This is a genomic window from Marinobacter similis, from assembly GCF_000830985.1.
GTDB lineage: Bacteria > Pseudomonadota > Gammaproteobacteria > Pseudomonadales > Oleiphilaceae > Marinobacter > Marinobacter similis.
In genome coordinates, this window is sequence record NZ_CP007151.1 from 3,474,703 (window position 1) to 3,493,247 (window position 18,545).

At 56.9% G+C, this 18,545-nt stretch carries 13 protein-coding genes and 5 pseudogenes; 12 read left to right on the forward strand and 6 right to left on the reverse strand.

The window, feature by feature from the left end; all coding sequences use genetic code 11:
- The first annotated feature begins 2 nt into the window (after nucleotides 1-2).
- Both AU14_RS16045 and AU14_RS22190 read left to right on the forward strand, forming a co-directional pair.
- The gene (locus AU14_RS16045) at nucleotides 3-656 is read left to right on the forward strand and encodes a hypothetical protein (RefSeq protein WP_236744155.1); all 654 of its coding nucleotides are present in this window, start codon (nucleotides 3-5) and stop codon (nucleotides 654-656) included.
- Complete coding sequence (locus AU14_RS22190; protein ID WP_236744156.1) at nucleotides 650-859, forward strand: hypothetical protein; 210 nt, start codon at nucleotides 650-652, stop codon at nucleotides 857-859. The genes AU14_RS16045 and AU14_RS22190 overlap by 7 nt, the downstream gene beginning before the upstream one ends.
- Before the next feature lie 6 nt (nucleotides 860-865).
- Here the strand turns inward: AU14_RS22190 and AU14_RS16050 are convergent, their stop codons facing one another.
- Nucleotides 866-1,885 carry an AraC family transcriptional regulator gene (locus AU14_RS16050; protein WP_041342461.1) on the reverse strand — a complete coding sequence of 340 codons (1,020 nt, stop codon included), beginning with the start codon at nucleotides 1,883-1,885 and terminating at the stop codon, nucleotides 866-868.
- 197 nt (nucleotides 1,886-2,082) lie between these two features.
- Here AU14_RS16050 and AU14_RS16055 point away from each other — a divergent pair.
- Nucleotides 2,083-3,146 (forward strand): annotated as a pseudogene (locus AU14_RS16055) (CaiB/BaiF CoA transferase family protein).
- Nucleotides 3,147-3,246: 100 nt separating this feature from the next.
- Here the strand turns inward: AU14_RS16055 and AU14_RS22195 are convergent.
- The 3 genes from AU14_RS22195 to AU14_RS16065 form a co-directional block, all read right to left on the reverse strand.
- Nucleotides 3,247-4,308 carry a hypothetical protein gene (locus tag AU14_RS22195; protein WP_236744157.1) on the reverse strand — a complete coding sequence of 354 codons (1,062 nt, stop codon included), beginning with the start codon at nucleotides 4,306-4,308 and terminating at the stop codon, nucleotides 3,247-3,249.
- 68 nt (nucleotides 4,309-4,376) lie between these two features.
- Nucleotides 4,377-6,101, reverse strand: a complete 1,725-nt coding sequence (locus tag AU14_RS22200; RefSeq protein ID WP_236744158.1) for a hypothetical protein — start codon at nucleotides 6,099-6,101, stop codon at nucleotides 4,377-4,379.
- A 298-nt stretch (nucleotides 6,102-6,399) separates the two neighbouring features.
- Nucleotides 6,400-7,173, reverse strand: a complete 774-nt coding sequence (locus tag AU14_RS16065; RefSeq protein WP_041342465.1) for an enoyl-CoA hydratase — start codon at nucleotides 7,171-7,173, stop codon at nucleotides 6,400-6,402.
- Between the two features lie 251 nt (nucleotides 7,174-7,424).
- Between AU14_RS16065 and AU14_RS16070 the strand changes: the two genes are divergently transcribed.
- A complete protein-coding gene (locus AU14_RS16070) occupies nucleotides 7,425-8,939 on the forward strand; it encodes a fumarate hydratase (RefSeq protein ID WP_041342467.1) in 1,515 nt (504 codons plus the stop codon).
- Nucleotides 8,940-9,036: 97 nt separating this feature from the next.
- On the opposite strand, the pseudogene AU14_RS16075 reads toward AU14_RS16070, so the two are convergent.
- Nucleotides 9,037-10,490, reverse strand: a pseudogene (locus tag AU14_RS16075) (protein adenylyltransferase SelO).
- Nucleotides 10,491-10,566: 76 nt separating this feature from the next.
- Between AU14_RS16075 and AU14_RS22205 the strand changes: the two are divergent.
- The 8 genes and pseudogenes from AU14_RS22205 to AU14_RS16105 all read left to right on the forward strand — a co-directional run bounded on the left by AU14_RS22205 (nucleotide 10,567) and on the right by AU14_RS16105 (nucleotide 17,431).
- Complete coding sequence (locus tag AU14_RS22205) at nucleotides 10,567-10,935, forward strand: nucleoside/nucleotide kinase family protein (RefSeq protein WP_236744159.1); 369 nt, start codon at nucleotides 10,567-10,569, stop codon at nucleotides 10,933-10,935.
- The gene (locus AU14_RS22210) at nucleotides 10,896-11,501 is read left to right on the forward strand and encodes a hypothetical protein (RefSeq protein WP_236744160.1); all 606 of its coding nucleotides are present in this window, start codon (nucleotides 10,896-10,898) and stop codon (nucleotides 11,499-11,501) included. The genes AU14_RS22205 and AU14_RS22210 overlap by 40 nt, the downstream gene beginning before the upstream one ends.
- Before the next feature lie 15 nt (nucleotides 11,502-11,516).
- Nucleotides 11,517-11,999 (forward strand): HAD-IIB family hydrolase, encoded by a 483-nt coding sequence (locus AU14_RS23505; RefSeq protein WP_330217916.1) that lies wholly within the window; start codon nucleotides 11,517-11,519, stop codon nucleotides 11,997-11,999.
- On the forward strand, nucleotides 11,999-12,319 hold the full coding sequence (locus AU14_RS23510) for a hypothetical protein (protein ID WP_330217917.1): 321 nt from the start codon (nucleotides 11,999-12,001) through the stop codon (nucleotides 12,317-12,319). Before AU14_RS23505 ends, AU14_RS23510 begins: the two co-directional genes overlap by 1 nt.
- Before the next feature lie 32 nt (nucleotides 12,320-12,351).
- Nucleotides 12,352-13,573 (forward strand): annotated as a pseudogene (locus AU14_RS16090) (glycosyl transferase).
- Nucleotides 13,570-15,298 (forward strand): annotated as a pseudogene (locus tag AU14_RS16095) (alpha-amylase family glycosyl hydrolase). The pseudogenes AU14_RS16090 and AU14_RS16095 overlap by 4 nt, the downstream one beginning before the upstream one ends.
- Before the next feature lie 14 nt (nucleotides 15,299-15,312).
- Entirely contained in the window at nucleotides 15,313-16,434 is a 1,122-nt protein-coding gene (locus tag AU14_RS16100) for a tRNA-queuosine alpha-mannosyltransferase domain-containing protein (protein WP_041342472.1), read from the forward strand.
- 32 nt (nucleotides 16,435-16,466) lie between these two features.
- A pseudogene (locus tag AU14_RS16105) lies at nucleotides 16,467-17,431 on the forward strand (NAD(P)H-quinone oxidoreductase).
- Nucleotides 17,432-17,569: 138 nt separating this feature from the next.
- Here AU14_RS16105 and AU14_RS16110 read toward each other — a convergent pair.
- Complete coding sequence (locus AU14_RS16110; RefSeq protein ID WP_236744162.1) at nucleotides 17,570-18,487, reverse strand: NADP-dependent oxidoreductase; 918 nt, start codon at nucleotides 18,485-18,487, stop codon at nucleotides 17,570-17,572.
- Nucleotides 18,488-18,545 lie beyond the last annotated feature (58 nt).

The following is an 18,545-nucleotide window of genomic DNA, read 5'->3' on the forward strand; positions in this document are numbered from 1 at the left end:
TCATGGCAGTATCGTACGGAAAGGCCCGTCAGCGGGCTCTGGGGCTGGTTCTAGCATCGACGTTGCTGGCTGGTCAGGCTTGGGCTCTGGCTCCGGAACATGAGACCCGTCGCCTGATGCTGGCGACCGAAGAGGCGGTGACCGCAGAACGCTGGGGAGAGGCAGGCGAATACCTCAACCGGCTCCAGCAGCTTGAAGGCCCCAAACCCGCGGACTACTTCTTTTATCGTGGTCGGGTGATGTTCCAGGCAGGACATCTGAACGAGGCACAATCAGCGCTGGAAGCTTATGTGGAGAGTGCTGGAACAGATGGCAGCCACTACCAGAAAGCGTTGAAGCTGATCACTGTGGTAGAGAAAACCCGCAAAGACCAGGCTGCGGCGCCTCAGAACGGTAACGGCGAGTCGAATAAAGTGGCTGTGATCGAGCCGGCCGGGGACCAGCAGATGGCCTCCCTGCGTAAACTCTACCTGGTCAACTCTGATCGGGAAGCACTCGTACTGCATCTGAACAGTCTGCTGGAAGTCGCGGGCTGGCGCGCGGACCAGACCATCGTGCAGTTGGACGAGGCAGCTGATGTTGAGTATCGGATTCGTGCCGAATCCAGTGCTATAAACCTGCAGGAAATTCGCCGAGATACCGAAGGCGGATGGTGAGAACCACTCAAACCTTGTCGGTTTACGGAGTTAATCCCCAGGTGGAATGGGCCTGCGAGGCAACTGCGACTACCTGCTGGGTGTATGACCCGCGAGACGGATCACGTCTGTTACAGCTGTCACTGGATAGGGACCAGGCTCAGGAAATCGCCCGAACCTTTGGTAAGCTGATCCGCAATCTACAGAACCCCGCAAGTTCCTGAAGACCTTCAGTCAGACAGGTTGCCCCGCTCGCCGTCGCGGTAGGCGCCCGGGGTAACACCTGTCCATTTCTTGAATGCCCGGTGGAAGGTGGATGGCTCGGTGAAGCCGACCTTGCTGGCAATATCGTTGATTGGTAACTCCGGCCGGCCCAGGTAGTAGATCGCCATGTCCCGGCGCAGCAAATCTTTGATCTCCTGAAAGGATGTATTTTCCTGCTTCAACCGCCTGCGTAGTGTTTGCGGGCTGGTGTGCAGTTCGGCGGCAATCCATTCGAAGTCGGGCAGGGGCTTCGAAAAGTCTCGGCCTATCAGCGCCCGGATCTTGCCGGTGAAGGTGTTGCTTTCGTCAGGACGGGACAGCAGGTCCGCTGGCGATGTCTTCAGGAACTGGCGCATTTCCGATTTGTCCCGAATCACCGGCGCACTGAGAAAGCGCTTATCGAAGGTGAGGGCCGTGCGATCCGAGTCGAATGCCAATGGGCAGTGGAAAATGTGGCGGTATTCATCGCCGTGAGCCGGCCGGGGATAGGCGAACTCAGCTTTAGTTAATTCCACCGGCTGACCGATCAGCCAGCTGCCGAGTCGATGCCAGATCACCAGGATGCTCTCACGAAGGAAGTAGCCGGGGTCGTGGATCTCGCCTTCCATGCGCGTGACCAGCCGAGCCTTATCGCCACCGGTTTCCAGCTCCATGGTCACCATTGGCTCGAAGAGCCGGGAAAACTGGTAAGCCTGGCGGTAGACCGCTTCAAGTGTTGGGCAGTCAATCACCAGTGCACACATGGTGGCGAAGGTTCCGCTGCGGGCGCGGCGTGGGCCAAACCCCATGAACTCGTCATCAAGACGTTGCCACAGCAACTGCATCAAGCGGCTGAACTGGTCACTGCTGACCCGTGCCATGTCGATGCGCAACAGGTCTGGAGATATACCGGCGTCCTTCAGCATCTCATGGGTATCAAAACCCAGACGCTCGGCACCTTCCAGTGCGGCCTGCACAAAGTGTCTTGAAACCGTCAGGTTGGGCATATCACTCGCTATTTCCTGAAAACGAGCCCCATCATAAAACCCCCGTGAAACAATGCAACCGGCCAAATATCAACAAGCTGGCAGAATCGGCCAATGGGAATGAAGGAACCGGCAGTTGGCCCCGAAGGCAAAACCGGGCAGCATGAGATCTACTGACAAATCCGACAAAAATAACCTGAACACCAAAGGAGAAAGCCATGGCAGGTCCACTGACCTCATTGAGAATACTGGACTTCAGCACCCTGTTGCCGGGCCCCTACGCCACCATGTTGCTGGCCGATATGGGTGCCGAGGTGCTGCGGGTAGAGGCGCCGGATCGGGTGGACCTCACCAAGGTAATGCCGCCGTTTGATGGCAAATTCGCCACTGCGTTTTCCTACCTGACCCGCGGCAAGCAAACGTTGCCTCTGAACCTGAAGCAGGCCGAGGCGGTAGAGCAAGTGAAGGAGTTGGTGAAGGACTACGACATCGTGGTTGAGCAGTTCCGGCCCGGTGTAATGGATCGCCTTGGAATTGGCTACGAGACACTGAAAGCCATCAATCCAAAGCTGATCTACTGCGCCATCACTGGCTACGGCCAGACCGGCCCCTATCGTGATCGCGCTGGCCACGATATCAATTACCTCGCACTGGCGGGCGTCAGCAGCCACTGCGGCCGCGCGGACAGTGGTCCACCGCCTCTGGGTATCCAGGTAGCAGATGTGGCTGGCGGCTCCCACCACGCGGTCATGGGCATCCTTGCGGCCGTTATAAACCGGCAACAGACCGGTGAAGGGCAGTTCGTTGATATCAGCATGACCGACGCCGCCTTTGCCATGAACGCCATGGCCGGTGCCGCCTGCTTGGCTGGAGGGCAGGAGCAGAAGCCGGAGAGTGCACTGCTAAACGGTGGTTCGTTTTACGACTATTACCGAACCCAGGACGACCGCTGGCTGTCTATTGGCAGCCTTGAACCGCAGTTCTCTGCACGGTTGTGCGATACGTTGGGGCTAGCGGATATGAAGGGACTTGCGCTGAGTCAGGATCCTGAGCAGCAAAAGCAATTGAAAGTGGCGCTTAAGGAGAAGGTAGCTGAAAAGACATTGGCGGAATGGCAGGAGATTTTCGCGGATCAGGACGCTTGTGTGGAGCCGGTTCTGACGATTTCGGAGGCGGCGGAGCATCCGCAGTTGAAGGCCAGGGGGATGGTGGTTGAGGTTGATCGGGGGATGGGGTGATGCAGAGGCAGATAAGCACGCCGCTGCGTTTCAGCAGAGCATGATAGGCCAGTGATAACTGAATTAGGTCGGTAGAGCGAGTTGCAACCCAGCCTAAGAAGACGCCCTGCAAATGCAGGGCGTCTTCTCTACTCCACTTCTTGATTACTGATCCTGATCCAGGGCCTGTTCTATTGTCACACTGACGCCCAGAGAGGCTCCTACTGCAGGGTCAGAAGATCCTGAAACATCCAGTCCACTAACGGCTTCCGCTGTCTGAGTGACCATGGCCGTGAAGGCAATTGATGTATCTGCAAGACCGTTAGAGCAGTTTTCGTTCGGTGCTTGAGGCCCTACAAATGTTCCATGGTTCGCGTCACTACAAGGGTTGGTGCCGTCGAAGAACACGGCTACAGGTGCGGGTTTGTCGGAGCTATCCCCCGTGTCGATCAATGCCACTTCTGTCCCATCAGAGAGACTGGTGCCACCTTGGCCGATGTCCAGCAGCGCCATGTAGGGCTCTGTGCCGGCGAGGGGGGCTGAATATGCTTTGTTAAGTGGATTAACGTTTGCCTCATTGGGGACCGTGCTATCGCCTGTTACCTCAGTTATCAGTAATCCATTTGTGCTGTTACCAAGACTGACGGCGAAGTTGATTGGATCCGTACCATCGAGCAGCGACTGAAAAATGTAGAAGAAACTCTCGTAGCTTGAGGTTTCCTGAGTGATGCCTTTGGCTGCAAGCCCGTCGAGAAGATCCCCGGATCGGCTTACAGAGTTCTCCAGAAGCCGAGTTACCTGGCCGCCCGTGTTGTGCAAAACGACCGAATTCATCGACGGGAACGTGAAGGGTTCCAGTTGAGTGTTGGAATCCCAGATGCCATTGATGGTCGCATTAAGCGTAGGGTCGTTCACGATAGACGCAAAGGTACCACCCGAAATTCCGCCCAAAGAATGACCGATGAAATTCACGGGTACATCAGCCAAGTCGCCTTGCGTGATGTAATTATCATCAATATCGAAGATCTGAATAGAGGCTGCCACGTTTATCAGATCAACAACGCCCTGGCGCAGATTGTCTCTGCTATTAAGCATGTTGAGCGCATTAATAAAGAGACTTCCGGACTCGATATCTACCGGATCAGCTTCAACTGCGCCGCCTTGGTCATCCACGGTAAAGCCAAAGTGACGCTCTCCGATGAAGTCAGCGCTGATTAATGCATTCAATTGGGCTTGAAGCGCAGCCGAACCGCCAACTACCGGGTTATTGTCCAGTTCGTCGTTAACTGCACTAATCAGTGTCTCCGATGATAGCGGCGTGAGCCTGGAACGAGGCCTTGTGCGGCGCCAGCTAGTCCGTGCAGCGGCTGGTCAATGGCTACTATTGCTTGGCAGGAACTTTGAGCCAACAAAATAGCTGGCAGCATCGAGACGCTACGATCTACCGTAATGCCATGCTGAAAAATGGTTACGCCATTAGGCTTCGAGGGATCCGCGCAGGCCGTCGGTCGTTCGCCAGAACTGAGCGGGGCAGGGTGAAAAACTACCACTGGGGTAGTTACTGTGGCCTGCTGTTCGGCAAATGGGAAGTTACCGTTTATGTTGAGTGTACCGTTGCCATCACGGAGGAACTGGAACACTCCGCCGCCGGAGTCGAGTCGTTCATTGAGGCCTTCTTCCAGTTCCTCATTGCCTTGCCAGCTTCCATCGGTGATACCTGCTCCTGTTTCCCCCGGTAGGGATTGGAAATAAGGTAAGGCAATTGCACCTTCGGAAACTCGGACCTGTGCGGCAGCCGCTTTAATTTGGTTGCCTGCGGACAATGCCAAGATCGTTGTTAATTCGTCGGCGCGTTTAGGATCGAAAAAGTAGGATGGGCGAGGCTGCGGCAAATGGATCGTTCCATCAGCAACTTCTTCTCCAATTGCAGTTTCGATTGCTGCAGGCGTAGTAATGCCATTCAGTTCACCCAAGCGCGCAATCACTTGCTGTTCTTTCGCGGGCAGGGTGGAAATGTCCAAATCACCTGATGCAACCAAGGCTGCTTTTGCCCCGAGTTCACCCAGTTTCTCCGACAACTCGGAGAAGTTGAGCTTGTCACCATCTGCTGTGCCGGGCGGATTGTACACGTCACGTACTGCCTTTAGCTGAGCCGTGAAACCAACTTGCTGTCCCAATTTTGTGCCTGAGATGGATGGGGCCAGCATGGTGCGAAGCACTTCCGCATCTGCGTTCGTGGTGAATGTGTACGCTAGCGCGACGTCAAGACCACTGCCGTCAAGAATCTGTCGTCCGAGATCGTTTAATCCAGCAACGAGGTCGGTTATCGAATCTAATGGAAGTCCATCAGGGTTCTCGGAAAGCGCGCGCCCTTGGACTGATTGGTCAATGTTTTTTCCGTTTGCTCCCTCTACGCCGTCACTTACTAGAACCAAATACTTGCGCTGCTCTTGGAGCGGCTCAAGAGGAGTAACACGGATTGCGTTGTTTCTACCACCGTCGACATCCACGACATCCAGGCGGTAATTAGGCTGGTCTGCCCCTGGCGCGATACCGGTAATGTCTTCTGGGTTTACTGGAGGCAGTGCAAGCGGGGCGCTGGTGCCTTCTAAGGGAGAGGCGGTATCAAGGGCAATCAGAGAAACCGTCTGGCCCTCAATGACTGTGTCTGGGTTTAGCTCACCATCAAAACGAACGTTGAAGGCACTGGTTGTAGAAAAGCCCGAGAGCGCGTTTAGTCCACTGGAAACAGGCTCAGGACCAGAGGCGGGGGCCGTAAAATCGTGATTTTCTCCAGTCGTCGCACCAAGAAGCAACAACAGATCAAAGTGCGTGGGTACGTCGAATGTTTTAGAGATGGGGCTCGGATCAAAAATAGGCCTTACCAGGCTCTGATCGATGGTGGTGTCGGTTATTTTGTAGTCCGGATTCGCATTACTCCCCGAATCGCCGCTATCGAAGCAGCCTGTAAGTCCAAGGGAAGACGCCACGGCAACGCTTATTAGAGTTTTCTTGAACATGGGTGGAACCTTTTCCTGTTGTTGTGTCGTTACATTCGGCAGCTGACGGGGCCGGTCCGATCCGGTAAGCCCGTTGTCAGTGGCCTGTTCTGTTTTTTTTTAACTGTTGTCTGAAATTGTAGCCAGCGCATTAGGCCAATTTCTGTAGCTTCGACTATAGCGACAGTATGGCAAGTGTTGATCAGCCGAAAGTGTGATTCTTTCGCTTTGAATACTCCACGCACGAATGGAGATTGGCCAAATTGCAAAATAGTTGGCGCTGAGCGGTTTGTCGAGCAATGAGGTGCTGGTCGGCTGCCTACTTAAAGGTCGAAAAATCCGGGTCCCGCTTTTCCTCGAACGCCCTGAACGCTTCTGCCGCTTCTGGCGCCTTCAGCAGGCCAGCAAACCGTTTGCCTTCCGCAATCATGGTGTCCCTGAGATCGGCTTGAGTTGGCCGGTTGAGCAGCGCTTTGGTGGCGCGCATGGCTGCTGGTGCTTGTTTGGCCAGCCTCGTGCAAATCTCGCGGGCTGTGGTTTCAGTTTCAGCCGGATCGCATACCCGGTTGATCAGGCCCAGGCGGGCGGCATCGTCGGCGGTAAACGCATCGCCCAGCATCAGCAACTCAGCGGCTCGAACCCGGCCTAGCCAAGACGGCAGCAACAGGCTTGAGGCGCCTTCCGGACACAGGCCCAGGTTCACGAATGGCATTTGAAAGCGGGTGTTGGCGCCGGCGAACACCATGTCGCAGTGCAGTAGCATGGTGGTGCCGATGCCAACGGCTGGGCCATTAACAGCAGCCACGACCGGTTTGGTGGCACTGGCCAGCAAGAACAGAAAACGGCCGACCGGTGTATCTTCGAAGGCACCCGGTAACCCCGCCGCGAATTCGCCGAGATCATTGCCGGCGGTGAAGCAGTCATCGCTCCCGGTAAATAGCACGCAGCGGATGTCTGGATCGTTTTTGGCCTGTTCGAGAGCGTCACCCAGCCCGGTGTACATGGCGTGGGTCAGGGCGTTCTTGCGATCTGGCCGGTGAATGCGCACGGTCAGGATATGATCGGCTTGCTCGGTCAGGATGAGGTCAGTCATTGGGCCTCCGGCTCGGATTGTTGTTAGGTGCTTTTTTTGTAAGGCTTACTTTCAGGTGTGGTTTTCAGAGAGTAATTATTATTTTGTTAGCATGGTAGCTTTTTAGCGGCGAGCTGTTACAGCTTTTGTACACGGCTTTACCATTGGCCAGATGCCGCGTCTGAAGGATTTTCTGGTAAACTCTCGGCCTCTTTTTATATCGCGGCTTATATCGCGAAACCAAACAACGACATCTAGCTGATGAGGCGCCTATGACCACGGTAATCCGCCAGGACGACCTGATTGAAAGCGTAGCGGACGCGCTGCAGTTCATTTCCTATTACCACCCGAAGGATTTCATTGATAGCGTGCACGAGGCTTACCAGAAGGAAGAGTCTCAGGCGGCCAAGGACGCCATGGCGCAGATCCTGATCAACTCGCGCATGTGCGCGGAAGGCCACCGGCCGCTGTGCCAGGACACCGGGATCGTGACGGTGTTTGTAAACATCGGCATGAACGTCCAGTGGGACTGCGAACTGCCGCTGGATGATGTGATCAACGAGGGAGTACGCCGCGCCTATACCCACCCGGATAACGTGCTGCGTGCTTCTATTCTGGACGATCCGGACGGCAAGCGTGCGAACACTGGCGACAACACTCCGGCCATCATTCATTACAAGATGGTGCCGGGCGATACGGTAGAAGTGCACGTGGCCGCCAAAGGAGGCGGTTCGGAAGCGAAATCCAAGTTCGCCATGCTGAACCCCTCCGATTCCGTTGTGGATTGGGTGCTGAAGATGGTGCCGCAGATGGGTGCTGGCTGGTGTCCGCCGGGGATGCTCGGTATCGGTATCGGTGGTACTGCCGAGAAAGCCATGCAAATGGCCAAGGAGTCGCTGCTGGATCCGATCGATATTCACGATCTTCAAGAGCGTGGCGCCTCCAACCGGGCCGAAGAGCTGCGTCTCGAGCTGTTCGACAAGGTTAACGATCTGGGTATTGGCGCCCAGGGCCTTGGCGGCCTGACCACCGTTCTGGATGTGAAGGTGAAAGATTATCCGACCCACGCCGCCAACAAGCCGGTGGCGATCATCCCGAACTGCGCGGCTACCCGTCACGCGCACTTCACGCTGAATGGCAACGGTCCGTCCCTGCAGACGCCGCCGAGCCTCGACGACTGGCCGGAAATCACCTGGGAAGTGGGTGAGAACGTACGCCGGGTGAACCTGGATACCGTCACTCCAGAAGACGTGAAGGACTGGCAGCCGGGCGAAACCGTACTGCTGTCCGGCAAGATGCTGACTGGCCGTGACGCTGCCCACAAGAAGATGGTCGATATGATCGAGAAGGGCGAAGAACTGCCGGTCGATCTGAAAGGCCGCTTCATCTATTACGTGGGCCCGGTTGATCCGGTACGCGAGGAAGTGGTTGGTCCCGCTGGCCCGACCACCGCAACGCGGATGGACAAGTTCACTCACACCATGCTGGAGAAGACAGGCTTGACCGGAATGATCGGCAAGGCTGAGCGTGGTCAGGTGGCTATCGACGCTATTCGCGAGTTTGGTGCGGTGTACCTGATGGCCGTGGGTGGCTCCGCCTACCTGGTGTCTAAAGCCATCAAGAACGCCGAAGTGGTTGCCTTCCCGGAACTGGGTATGGAAGCCATTTACGAGTTCGAGGTTGAGGACATGCCGGTTACCGTAGCGGTGGACTCTCGCGGCTCCTCGGTGCATCAGACCGGTCCGGCCGAGTGGCAGGAGAAGATCATCGCGGCCAAGGCCGTCTGATCGGTTTCTCCGTTGGAAAAGAAAAAAGGGTGAAGCTTCGGCTTCACCCTTTTTTTATGACCGCTGTTTTGTAGCGGGTACTTGTCATCAAGATTGCTCAGGACGAGCAGCTGATGTTCATGTGCTTGCCCCAATCCGGTGGTGGCGCGGCGTATTGCTCGTGTTCGGGTTGCTCGTCGAACGGACGCGCCAACACTTTTATCAGCTCGTGCATGGGCGCGTAATCGCCATTCTGGGCCTCCTGGATAACCTGCTGGGCCAGGTAGTTTCGCAACACGTACTTGGGGTTCACTGCACGCATGGCGTATTCCCTAGCTCATCAGATCGGCTTTCGGTCTGCAGCCGCTGTTCGTAGCGTTGCAGCCAGTCGCTGGCGGTGCTGCGGTCCGCAAACAGGTCCAGTACCGGGCCGTGGCCATGTTGGCGAAGGTTGGAGAGTGCCCGAAAAAAACCGGTGTAATCCACATGGTGCTCATGCAGCATGCTGAAGGTGTCCATGATCAGCCCCAAATCGGACTCATGCTCCTGCTGCCAGCCCAGCTTGTCCCGCATGTTCTGCAGGAAGCGGTCGTTGTAGGCTACCTCGTAGCGGCGCAGTCCCCGGCGTACCGCATCCTCGTCCATCACCGGCAACAACGCGTTGGCAAGATAGCGGCAATTGGTGAAGCCAATCTGCGGTTGCCGATTGTAGGCGTAACGGCCGCCCTGGTCGGTGTGGTTGCAGATGTAGCCGGCGTCGAAGTCATCAAGGAAGGCGTAGGGGCCGTAATCGAAGGTGTCGCCAATGATCGACATGTTGTCGCTGTTCATCACGCCGTGGCAGAACCCGACGGCCTGCCAGTCTGCAATCAACCGGGCGGTGCGCTCCACCACCTCTTCGAACCAGCGCTGGTGACGCTCTTCCACTGAAAGCTCGATTAAATGTGGGAAGTGCAGGGCAATCACATGCTCAAGCAGGGTTTTGACGGTTTCCGGGCCTTCGTGATGGGCGGCAAATTCAAAGTGGCCAAAGCGGATGTGGCTCTCGGCCACGCGGACGAGTGCGGATGCCGTTTCAATGGTTTCACGACGCACCGGTTCCTTCGCGCTGACCATGAATAAAGCTCGGGTGGTGAGAATGCCCAGTCCGGCCATGGCCTCACTGCACAAGTACTCCCGCATGGTTGAACGAAGCACGGCCCGCCCGTCGCCAAACCGGGAATAGGGCGTGGTACCGGCCCCCTTCAAATGCCAGTCCCAGTGCCGGCCATCCGGCCCGACGGTCTCCCAGAGTAACAGCCCACGGCCATCGCCCAGTTCCGGGTTGTACATGCCGAACTGGTGACCGGTGTATTTCATTGCTACCGGGTCCATGCCCTCCAGGAGTTCGGCGCCGGCGCCGATCTGGGTCCACTCGTCGGCGTTTTCGGTGTGAAAGCCCATGTCGTCGGCCAGTGCATGATTGAAGCACACCATACGGGCTTCTTTCAGGGGGCTGGGCTGAACGCGGGTGTAGAAACTGTCCGGGAGTTCCAGGTAGCGATGTTCAACTCGAAAATCGTTGTTGCTCATAAAATGCCTATACTCCCACTGGTACGAATACTGCTGTGCTTATTAACCATTCAACGACTGCCGGGACTCCAACATCGTGTCTGAATCTGAGCTGAGACAAACCCTCAACGCCCTGATCAAGCAGGAGGCGCTTCCTGACACCTACGTGAACACCGCCGAACAGACCATCCTCCCATTGGTTGAGCACCTTGTTGCGCTGCAGCGCAGTGCCAACCGAACCATTGTGGTTGGCATACACGGCGCGCAAGGCACCGGGAAATCGACTCTGGCGCTGTTCCTGCGGGAGATCCTGGGCAAGCACTATCAGTGCCCAACCGCCAGTTTTTCCCTGGATGACATCTACCTTACCAGAGCTGAGCGCTGCGAACTTGCTGACCGGTTCATCCCCTGTTTCGAACCCGGGGCGTGCCTGGCACCCACGATGTCGAGTTGGGTCAGCAGGTGATCGAGCGGCTTCGAGCTGCGCAGCCGACCGACCAGACGCCCATCCCGATGTTTGACAAGTCTGTCGATGACCGGGTTCCACGCGCTGAATGGCCTGTATTCCAGGGGGCGGCGCAGGTAATCCTGCTTGAAGGCTGGTGTGTGGCCGCGCGGCCCGAGCCGGATCAGGCTCTGCAGCAGCCGCTAAACCCTCTGGAGTCTGAGGAGGACATGGACGGCACTTGGCGCAGAACAGTGAACGACTGCCTGAGGGGCAGCTACCGCCGGTTCTTCGATGATCTGGACACGCTGGTGATGCTGAAAGCCCCGTCTATGGACAGTGTCCGGGAATGGCGGACCCTGCAGGAGCACAAGCTGGCAGAAAAGATCAAAAACGCACCAAAATCGGGCGATGGTTCTAGCGCCGCCCCATCATTGCGCATTATGACCGATGCCGAGGTGGATCGGTTCATCATGCACTACGAGCGCGTCACCCGTGCCTGCCTGACTGAAATGCCCGAGCGAGCCAATGTATTGATTGAGGTGGCTGAGGATCATTCCCTTGGGTTGCCGCAGTTCCGAACCTAGTAACGGAGTATTTCCATGACCAAGCCGAAGCTACTGATCATATCTGACCTGGATGGCACTCTTCTCAATCACGAGAACTACCGCTGGGAGGCGGCCGCGCCTGCGCTTAAGCGGCTTGATCAGGCCGGAATTCCTCTAATTCTCAACTCCAGCAAAACCGCCCCGGAGATCCGCAAGGTGCGCCAGGAATTGGGTAACGGGGCGCCTTTCATTGTCGAAAACGGTGCAGCGGTGGTGATTCCGGCCGGCACCTTTGACAACGCGGAAGAGCAGGTGGTTAATTTTGGGGCATCCCGGGCAGATGTCCTGGCGGTGCTGGCGACTCAACGCAAGGCCGGTGCCCGGTTCAAAGGCTTTGAGGACATGTCGGCCAAGGAATTGGCTAAGCTGACCGGGCTGGATGAAACATCCGCTGAGATGGCAAAGGATCGGCTCGGTACCGAGCCCCTGTTGTGGGAGGGCCCAGACGACGAACTCGCTGAATTTCAGACAGCCTGATGGCCGAAAAGCTGCGCCTGGTGCAGGGCGGACGGTTTTATCACGCCATGGGTGTCTTCGATAAAGCCGATGGGGCCCACTTTTTGCTGGGTAAATACCGGGAGCACTATGGTGAGCAGCCGGTAGTTGCCATTGCCCTGGGAGACAGCCCCAACGATCAGCAAATGCTGGAGTCGGCGGATATCCCGGTTGTGATTCGAGGCGTTCACAGTGACGACGTGCAACTGCCATCGGCCAAGCACGCCATGCGCTCCCTCAAGCCCGGCCCGGATGGCTGGAATGAGTGCGTACTCAATCTCCTGTTTGAGTACGGCTACTAACAAGAATACCGGTTCCAAAGAGGAGAGCCGCCATGGGCGACTTTTACCAGAATGGCATTGTCACCACCCTGCATAACCTTGTTCGTCGGCCCGTGGAGGACCTGGAGGCGGAACTGATGGAGTTCCGCAAGGCCCGCCCCATGTCCTTGGTTCTACCTTCGCTTTATTCCGAGCTGGAAGGGCCAGCGCTCAAGGACATCGTACACGAACTTACCAAGGTGCCGTATCTGGACCAGATTGTCATTGGCCTTGATCGCGCCAATGAGGAGCAGTATCGCCACGCCCTGGAGTATTTTTCGGAGCTGCCCCAGAACTTCAAGGTGCTGTGGAACGATGGCCCACGGCTGAGGGATCTGGACCTGAAGCTACGAGAGCAGAACCTGGCGCCCACGGAGATGGGCAAGGGGCGAAATGTCTGGTACTGCTTTGGCTATGTGCTGGCCTCGGGTGTGAGCAAATCCGTGGCGCTGCACGATTGCGATATCCTGACTTATTCGCGGGACCTGGTGGCCCGATTGATCTATCCCGTCGCCAACCCGGGCTTCAACTATATGTTCTGCAAGGCTATTACGCGCGTGTTGCCGATGGAAAAATGAATGGCCGGGTCAGCCGGCTGCTGGTGACGCCGCTGATTCGCGCCCTGAAGAAGGTATGCGGCCCCAGCGACTTCCTGGATTATCTCGACAGCTATCGTTACCCACTGGCGGGTGAGTTTTCCTTCCGTACCGACGTTATCAACGACCTGCGCATTCCCAGCGACTGGGGCCTGGAGGTCGGCGTGTTGTCCGAGATGAAGCGCAACTACGCCACTAACCGTTTGTGCCAGGTGGACATTGCCGATGTCTACGATCACAAGCATCAGGAATTATCAGCGGAAGACGCCAGCCGTGGCTTGTCCAAGATGAGCATGGACATTTCCAAAGCGCTGTTCCGAAAGCTGGCCACCAACGGCGAGATTTTTTCTTCGGAGAAGTTCCGGACCATCAAGGCTCGTACTTCCGCATTGCCCTGGATTTTGTCGAGACCTACCAGAACGACGCTATCATCAATGGCCTGACTTTTGATCGCCACAAGGAAGAGAAAGCGGTCGAGCTGTTCGCTCAAAACGTGATGCGCGCCGGCGCCTATTTTCTCGACAATCCCATGGACACGCCGTTCATTCCCAGCTGGAACCGGGTGACCAGTGCGATTCCGGACATCAAGGAACAACTGCTGGAAGCTGTGGAACTCGACAACCAGGAATTCCGCCCATGACCCAGGTGCTGAAAGCAAAACTGGAGTCCCTGCTGACCATCGTTTACCCGGATCTGGAGTGCGATGGTCTGGCAGACCAGTTGCTGAAAACCATGGGGCTGGAGCCCGATCAAACGCCACCACCGGCACACCAGAACAATTGGAATGAGGCCGATGTGGTACTGATCACCTACGCCGACTCGGTGCAACAGCCGGACGAGAAACCGCTGGTCACTCTGCATCAGTTCTTAACAGATTGCCTGGAGGACAGTGTCTCCACGGTGCATATCCTGCCGTTCTTTCCGTTCAGTTCGATGATGGGTTTTCTGTGATGGATTACCTGGCGGTTAACGAGTCCCATGGTACCTGGGAGCATGTTGAAGGTATTGCCGCCGACTTCAAACTGATGGCGGATCTGGTGATCAATCACATGTCGGCCCGAAGCCGTTGGTTTGAGAATTTCCGCAAGCGGGTGGATCCGGGCAAGGATTACTTTTTTGAGGGCAACCCACGGGACGATCTGAGTGCCGTGGTCCGGCCCCGAACCTCGCCGCTGCTGAACCCGGTACAGACTGAGGACGGTGAACGTCACGTCTGGTGCACGTTCAGTGAAGACCAGGTCGATCTGAACTTTGCCAACCCTCAGGTCCTGATCGAGTTTGCCGGTATCATCCGGCAGTACCTGGAGCGCGGGGTGATCGTGTTTCGGCTGGATGCCGTGGCGTTCCTCTGGAAAGAGCCGGGCACCTCCTGCATTCACCTGCAGCAGACCCACGAACTGATCAAGATTTTGCGATTGCTGATTGAACATCACAGCCCCTCGGCGGTGGTGATCACCGAGACCAACGTGCCTAATCGCGAGAATCTGACCTACTTTGGCAACGCCAACGAAGCCCATGTCATTTACAACTTCTCGTTGCCGCCGCTGCTAATCAATACCCTGGTGACCGGTAACTGCCGGCACCTGAAAACCTGGCTGATGAGCATGCCGCCGGCGCAGATGGGCACCACTTATCTGAACTTCATTGCCTCACACGACGGCATTGGCATGCGGCCCACTGACGGCCTGTTGAGCGAGGAAGAGAAGCAGCGGCTGATCAATACCATGGATTCCTTCGGCGGCAAGGTGTCCTATCGGCGCACCCCGGACGGTCGGGACCAGCCTATGAGATCAACATTGCCCTGTACGATGCATTGAAGGGCACCGCGGAATCCGGTGCCGATCACTGGCAGTTCCAGCGGTTTATTTGTGCCCATACTGTGATGCTCGCCCTGGAGGGCATTCCGGCGTTTTACATTCACAGCCTTTTAGCCACGGAGAACGATCTGGAGCGGGTTGAGAACACTGGCCGGCTGCGGTCGATCAATCGGAGTCAGTGGCAACTGGATAAGCTGGAGCATACGCTGGCGGATCCGCTGACTCATCACAGCAAGGTCTTTCACGAGTTGCAGCGACTGATCGCCATTCGCCGCAAGCAGCCAGCATTTCACCCCAACGCCACCCAATTCACCCTGCACCTTGGCCTGCAGCTATTTGGATTCTGGCGCCAGAGTATGCGGCGGGACCAATCCATTTTTTGCATCCATAACATCAGCAACGAAATCCAGCAGGTGGCTTTGAGTGACATCAACCTGATTGGCACCGATGAGTGGATGGACCTGATCTCGGGCATGACCATCGACGACCAGTCCGGCAGCATTACCCTGAAACCCTATCAGAGCGTCTGGTTGTCGAATCGGGAGTAGGGCAGAATGCTTGCATGCCCGATAAGACCCCAGCCCGAAAACCCCGCATCCTGTTGCTCTCAGCCTATGACGCCGACAGCCACCGGCGCTGGCGGGAGCAGCTGGTCGACAGCCAGCCCAACTTCGACTGGCAGACACTGACCCTTCCAGCGCGCTTCTTCCGCTGGCGGATTCGGGGTAACGCACTCACCTGGCTCAACGAGCCCCTGATGCAACAGCGATGGGATCTGCTGCTGGTGACCTCGATGGTGGATCTGGTTTCCATCCGAGGCCTGCACCCACACCTCGCTGCAACGCCTGCCGTTCTATACATGCATGAAAATCAGTTTGCCTACCCGGAGTCGCAAGGACAGCACGCCAGCGTCGACCCGCAAATGGTAAATCTCTACAGCGCCCTTGCCGCCGATGTTGTCCTGTTCAACAGTGACTGGAACCGTCGCAGCTTTCTGGAGGGGGTAGCCCAACTCTATCGCAAGCTGCCCGATGGTGTGCCCATGGAGACACTGGGCCAGCTGGCAGAAAAATCCCAGGTGTTACCCGTTCCCATTGAGGACCGCCTGTTCGTAGATCGAACGGAGCCCCTGAACCGAACCTGTCCGCATCTGTTGTGGAATCATCGATGGGAATACGACAAGGGTCCGGATCGTCTGTTCGCGCTTCTGGATGAGCTGGACAGCCGAGGCCAGGATTTTCGTCTGAGCGTGGTGGGGCAAACCTTTCGGCAGCAGCCGGAGGCGTTCGACGCCATTCGCCAGCGCCATGGGCGCCGCCTGGAACATTGGGGCTTCCTGCCTCAGCGCTCGGATTACGATAAGCTTTTACAGCAGGCAGATGTGGTGATTTCCACGGCACTGCACGATTTTCAGGGGCTGTCGATGCTCGAGGCCATGGCTTCCGGCTGCCTAGCCCTGGCGCCTGACCGTTTGGCCTATCCCGAATACGTGCCATCCTCGCAGCTCTATCCCAGCGTTACTGACGATGCCCAGGCCGAAGCGCGCGGTGCCGCCGACCGGCTGACAGCAATGCTGAACCAATCTGTTGAACCCCTGGAACCTTTGGAATGGGGCATGGGCAGGCTTGCGGCCGCTTATGAAAATATTCTCATTACAACGCTGGAAAAACATCGGGTATGCTGAGCTGATGTTCTAAAACCGAGACCTCAGACATGATGAAAGCGATCAAGGTAATCGGAGACAAACTCAGCTGGGAGGACTGTGAAGATTACACAGAACTGCCGGCCGACCATGTCGAAATCGATGTTGTCTGGACTGCAATCAATCGCGCTGATCTGATGCAGCGGGCCGGCGTTTACCCACCGCCACCGGGTGCATCCGATATTATGGGCTTGGAAGTCAGTGGCCGCGTTGCGGCACTGGGTGAGTCGGTCAGTGGCCTGGAAGTAGGACAGGATGTTTGCGCTTTACTGACTGGTGGCGGTTACGCCACCAAGGTCGTTGTGCCTGCGGTTCAGGTATTGCCCGTGCCCAAGGGCTATTCACTGGACCAGGCGGCGGCCATTCCGGAAGTGTTCGCCACCGCCTGGCTCAACCTCTATCAGGAAGCGGAATTGCAGCCGGGCGAGCGCCTACTGCTTCATGCCGGAGCGAGCGGCTTGGGCACGGCAGTTATCCAGTTGGCAACAGCGTTTGGTAATCCGGTGTTTGCGACCGCAGGCGATGCAGCAAAGCTGGAAACGTGTCAACAGCTGGGCGCGACCGGTGTCTGGAACCGCAACGACGGTTCTTTTGTGGAGGCGGTTAAAAGCTGGGGCTGCGTTGATATGGTTCTGGACCCGGTGGGGGGCAGTTACATCGGCGAGGACCAAAAAGTCCTGAACGTGGATGGCCGTATCGTACTGATTGGCTTGATGGGCGGCCGCAAAGCCGAGGTGGATCTGGGGCTCATGCTGGTGAAGCGTCATCGGTTGATTGGCTCCACGCTGCGTTCGCGCACCGTGGTCGACAAAGGCAAGGTAATGCAGGCGCTGCACCGGCACGTATGGCCGTTGCTGAGCGCAGGCAGATCCGCCCGCAGATCGACAGCGAGTGGCCGATCACCAAGGTTGAAGAGGCGATGACCTACGTTGCCGAGAACCAGAACACCGGGAAGGTTCTGCTGAAGGTCGCAGACTGACCTTCCCGGTTATCACACGGCTGCCAACCAATCAGTCGGCGATGTGTACCAGCTGCTTGCCGAAGTTCTTGCCGTTGAGCATACCTTTGAAGGCGTCAACGGCATTCTCCAATCCCTCTGCAATGGTTTCCTGGTACTTCAATTCTCCACTGGCGATGCGTGAAGCCAGGATGTCCGTGATTTCCTGATGCTTGTCCTGCCATTCAGTGACGAGGAAAAAGCGGTGCTCGGGCACGGGATCCAGAGCCTTGAGAACGTGGAAAGGTGTTTCCACCGAGCCATGTCAGTGGCGTTGTAGGCTGACACATACCCGCAGATGGGTACGCGGGCACCGTTGTTCAGCAGAGGTGCAACGGCTCGGGTAACGGCACCGCCAACGTTTTCGAAATAAACGTCAATGCCGTCGGGGCAGGCGGCCTTCAGATCAGCCTCAAGGTTGCCCGCCTTGTAATCGACGCAGGCGTCAAAGCCCAGCTCGTTAATCACGAAATCACATTTTTCCGGACCGCCTGCGACGCCGACAACCCGACAGCCTTCGCTTTTGGCGGTCTGGCCAACCACGGTGCCAACCGGGCCCGAAGCCGCAGAGACCACCACGGTTTCGCCGGGCTTGGGCAGGCCAACGTACATCAGGCCGCAATAACCTGTGCGGCCCGGCATGCCGGCCACGCCCAGGTAGGTTTGCAGAGGTACGTTATCCTTCTGGTGGATCTTGTAGACCATGGGTGCGTCGGCGGGGAAGGTTACGTATTCCTGCCAGCCTGAATAACAGGTCACCAGATCACCAACCTCCAGTTTGTCGGACCGGGACTCCACAATGCGGGCAACACTCTCGCCCACAATGGGCTCATCAATACCAATGGGATCCATGTACCCTTTGGAGTCGTTCATGCGCGGGCGCATGTAGGGATCCAACGATAGCCAAAGAATCTGAGCAACGACTTCGCCGTCACCAGGCGCTCTTACGGAGCGCTCTTCTATGACCAGATCCCCATCCTGGATTTCCCCTTGCGGGCGTTGTTTGAGGACTATGGCTCGATTTTTATATTCGCTCACATTGATCTCCGGTTGCGTAATGAAACCAGATTAGGGTGCAGCAGAATCAGCCTGTGGT

Coding starts and splice junctions, on each gene's coding strand:
- AU14_RS22190 (WP_236744156.1), top strand. CDS start 650: ATGGTGAGAACCACTCAAACCTTGTCGGTTTACGGAGTTAATCCCCAG.
- AU14_RS23510 (WP_330217917.1), top strand. CDS start 11,999: ATGGCCGAAAAGCTGCGCCTGGTGCAGGGCGGACGGTTTTATCACGCC.
- AU14_RS16070 (WP_041342467.1), top strand. CDS start 7,425: ATGACCACGGTAATCCGCCAGGACGACCTGATTGAAAGCGTAGCGGAC.
- AU14_RS16100 (WP_041342472.1), top strand. CDS start 15,313: ATGCCCGATAAGACCCCAGCCCGAAAACCCCGCATCCTGTTGCTCTCA.
- AU14_RS22200 (WP_236744158.1), bottom strand. CDS start 6,101: ATGTTCAAGAAAACTCTAATAAGCGTTGCCGTGGCGTCTTCCCTTGGA.
- AU14_RS16045 (WP_236744155.1), top strand. CDS start 3: ATGGCAGTATCGTACGGAAAGGCCCGTCAGCGGGCTCTGGGGCTGGTT.
- AU14_RS16065 (WP_041342465.1), bottom strand. CDS start 7,173: ATGACTGACCTCATCCTGACCGAGCAAGCCGATCATATCCTGACCGTG.
- AU14_RS16050 (WP_041342461.1), bottom strand. CDS start 1,885: ATGCCCAACCTGACGGTTTCAAGACACTTTGTGCAGGCCGCACTGGAA.
- AU14_RS23505 (WP_330217916.1), top strand. CDS start 11,517: ATGACCAAGCCGAAGCTACTGATCATATCTGACCTGGATGGCACTCTT.